Raw genomic sequence first — 3,250 nt, forward strand, 5'->3', positions numbered from 1 at the left:
CCTCTCCGGGGTCGGCGGGCAGCGGCGTCAACGCACGTCCCTATGGGCCGGGCCTACGGCTCGAACTTGTAGCCCAGGCCGCGGACGGTCACCAGATAGCGCGGCGCGCCCGGGTCGGGCTCGATCTTGGCGCGCAGCCGCTTCACGTGGACGTCGAGGGTCTTGGTGTCGCCCACGTAGTCGGCGCCCCACACCCGGTCGATGAGCTGCATGCGGGTCAGCACCCGGCCCGCGTTGCGCAGCAGCATCTCCAGCAGGTCGAACTCCTTGAGCGGCAGGTCCACCTTGCCGCCGGAGACGGTGACGACGTGGCGGTCCACGTCCATCCGTACGGGCCCGGCCTCCAGGGCGGCCGGGGTGACCTCCTCCGGCTCGCCGCGCCGCCGCAGGACCGCCCGGATGCGGGCGACCAGCTCGCGGGAGGAGAAGGGCTTGGTCACATAGTCGTCGGCTCCTATTTCCAGCCCGACGACCTTGTCGATCTCGCTGTCCTTGGCGGTCACCATGATGACCGGGACGTTGGAGCGGCCGCGCAGCTGGCGGCAGACCTCCGTGCCGGGCAGCCCCGGCAGCATCAGGTCGAGGAGCACCAGGTCGGCGCCGTTTCGTTCGAACTCGTCCAGCCCGTCGGGTCCGGTGGCCGCGATGGCGACCTCGAAACCCTCCTTGCGGAGCATGTACGACAACGCGTCGCTGAACGATTCCTCGTCCTCGACAACGAGCACTCGGGTCACGGAAGGACCTCCGGGGCAGGCAGATGTTCGGTGGTGAAGGTCTCGTACGGGCCGTCCTCGTCGTCGAGGCCGCCCCCGGACCGGCCCGCGGGCTCGGTCCCTGCGTTCGATGAGCGGTCCCGGCCGCGGGCGGTGCCCGCCTCCGGGAGCCGCAGGGTGAAGGTGGAGCCCTGGCCTTCGGAGCTCCACACCGTGACCTCCCCGCCGTGCGAGGCGGCCACATGCTTGACGATGGCGAGGCCGAGGCCGGTCCCGCCGGTGGCGCGCGAGCGCGCCGGGTCCACTCGGTAGAACCGCTCGAAGACGCGCTCGCGGTCCTTCTCGGAGATGCCGATGCCCTGGTCGGTGACGGCTATCTCGATCAGCGCGCCGCCGGGGGCGGCGATGCGGCGGGCGGCGATGCCCACGCGGGTACGGGCCGGGCTGTAGTTGACGGCGTTCTCGACGAGGTTGCCGAGGGCAGCGGCGAGCTGGCCGCGGTTGCCCCAGACGTGCAGGTCGGCGGTGCCGCCGGCGGCCATGGTGATCTGCTTGGTGCCGGCCTGGTGGCGGCACCGGTCGATGGCCTCGGCGACCAGTTCGTCGACCCGGACCGGCTCGGCGTCCTCCAGCGGGTCGTCGTTCTGGACGCGGGAGAGGTCGATGAGCTCCTGGACCAGGTTGGTGAGCCGGGTCGCCTCGATCTGCATGCGCCCGGCGAAGCGGGTGACGGCCTCCGGGTCGTCGGAGGCGTCCATGACGGCTTCCGAGAGGAGGGAGAGCGCGCCGACGGGGGTCTTGAGCTCATGGCTGACGTTGGCGACGAAGTCCCGGCGCACCGCTTCTATCCGGCGGGCCTCGGTGAGGTCCTCAACGAGCAGCAGCACCAGCCGGGAGCCCAGCGGAGCCACTCTGGCCGACACCGCGAGGGCGTCGCCCCGGCCCGTACCGCGCCGGGGAAGGTCCAGCTCGACCTGGCGTATCTCGCCGTCCCGGCGGGTGTCGCGGGCCATCTGGAGCATGGGCTCCACGGCGAGCTTCCCGCCGCGCACCAGCCCGAGGGCGTACGCGGCGGAGCTGGCCTTGACCACGGCGTCGCCCTCGTCGAGCACCACCGCGGAGGAGCGCAGCACGGAGAGCACGGTGTCCACGCCGGGCGGCAGGACCGCGTCCGTATGCAGCGAGCTGCGGGTCGGGCGCACCTGGTCGCGCTCGCTCCAGCGGAACGCCAGCATCGCGATCACACCGGTGCACAGCCCGGCGATCGCTGCTGCTGCGGCGACGGCCGCGTCCACGTTCATGGCTCCAGGTTATGCGGGGGGTACGACAGCTCCACAGCCAAATGGGTGCGGTCTCGAACACTCGTCTCCCAGAGTTCACCTTCACGACAGTGCCGGTTCACTCGGGGGGCCGGATCCGGACGCGTTGCGGCTCGAACGTGGGAGCGTGGGGGCACAGCACCCCGGGAACCGCCTCCGCCGCTTCCGCCGGGCTCTCCGTCCGGCGCGGACGGCCGTCGGAACAGAAGGAAGGTCACGGAATGCGGGACGCGTACCACGAGGAGCTGGATTCCATCGGCGAGGGCCTCGTCGAGATGGCCCGGCTCGTCGGCTCCGCGATCGGGCGCGCCACCACGGCGATCCTCGACGCGGATCTCAAGCTCGCCGAGACCGTCATCGCGGCGGACGAGAAGGTGGACGACCTCCAGCGGGACCTGGAGGCGCGGGCCATCGCGCTCCTGGCCCGCCAGCAGCCGGTCGCCACGGATCTGCGGATCGTCGTCACCTCGCTGCGCATGAGCGCCGACCTGGAGCGCTCCGGCGACCTGGCGCAGCACGTCGCCAAGCTCGCCCGGCTCCGCTTCCCGGAGCGGGCGGTGCCGCGCGATCTGCACGCCACGATCCTGGAGATGGGCCAGCTCGCGCAGCGGCTGATGGCCAAGGCGGCCGAGGTGATCATCACCAAGGACGTCGACCTGGCGCTCCAGCTGGAGCAGGACGACGACGCGATGGACCTGCTGCACCGCGCGCTCTTCCAGCACCTGATGGACGACCGCTGGAAGCACGGCATCGAGACGGCCGTCGACGTGACGCTCCTCGGCCGCTATTACGAGCGGTTCGCGGACCACGCGGTGTCGGTGGCCAAGCGCGTGGTCTACCTGGTCACCGGCGAGCACGCGGACGAACTGGCCGCACAGACGGACCCGGTGGGAGGCACGGGCCGCATAGAGGGAACCTGACCCGAGGACCCTCTGTGCGGAAAAGTGCTACCACGCGCCGTTCACGCGCCCGCCGTTGCGGGCATTGACTGGAGAGACAGGCAGCGCACCACCTCGCACCACCTCCGAGGAGGTACTACATGGCCGGCACTCCTTGTCCGATAGTCAGCGTCAGCGACCCGACATCGCCCCCCATGCTCAGCGGCTGCCAATGCGGCCCCGGCTGCTCATGCGGCTGCCAGTCCGGCAGCCCATGCCAGTGCGGCGGCAGCTGCGGCTGAGTCACGCACAGCCCGTACCACCATGTGGGGCCCCGGCC

4 protein-coding genes are annotated in these 3,250 nt (G+C 71.2%); 1 reads left to right on the forward strand and 3 read right to left on the reverse strand.

Annotation, left to right across the window (positions count from 1 at the left end):
- Nucleotides 1-53: 53 nt before the first annotated feature.
- Both ACFU99_RS38485 and ACFU99_RS38490 read right to left on the reverse strand, forming a co-directional pair.
- A complete protein-coding gene (locus tag ACFU99_RS38485; protein ID WP_030009598.1) occupies nt 54-734 on the reverse strand; it encodes a response regulator transcription factor in 681 nt (226 codons plus the stop codon).
- On the reverse strand, nt 731-2,014 hold the full coding sequence (locus ACFU99_RS38490; RefSeq protein ID WP_384401811.1) for a sensor histidine kinase: 1,284 nt from the start codon (nt 2,012-2,014) through the stop codon (nt 731-733). The genes ACFU99_RS38485 and ACFU99_RS38490 overlap by 4 nt, the downstream gene beginning before the upstream one ends.
- Before the next feature lie 239 nt (nt 2,015-2,253).
- Here ACFU99_RS38490 and phoU point away from each other — a divergent pair, with 239 nt between their 5' ends.
- The gene (gene phoU / locus ACFU99_RS38495; protein ID WP_384401814.1) at nt 2,254-2,952 is read left to right on the forward strand and encodes a phosphate signaling complex protein PhoU; all 699 of its coding nucleotides are present in this window, start codon (nt 2,254-2,256) and stop codon (nt 2,950-2,952) included.
- 115 nt (nt 2,953-3,067) lie between these two features.
- Here the strand turns inward: phoU and ACFU99_RS38500 are convergent.
- The coding region (locus tag ACFU99_RS38500; RefSeq protein WP_384401817.1) for a hypothetical protein at nt 3,068-3,250 on the reverse strand (183 nt) is incomplete at its 5' end.

Source organism: Streptomyces sp. NPDC057654 (genome assembly GCF_042800135.1).
Taxonomy (GTDB): domain Bacteria; phylum Actinomycetota; class Actinomycetes; order Streptomycetales; family Streptomycetaceae; genus Streptomyces.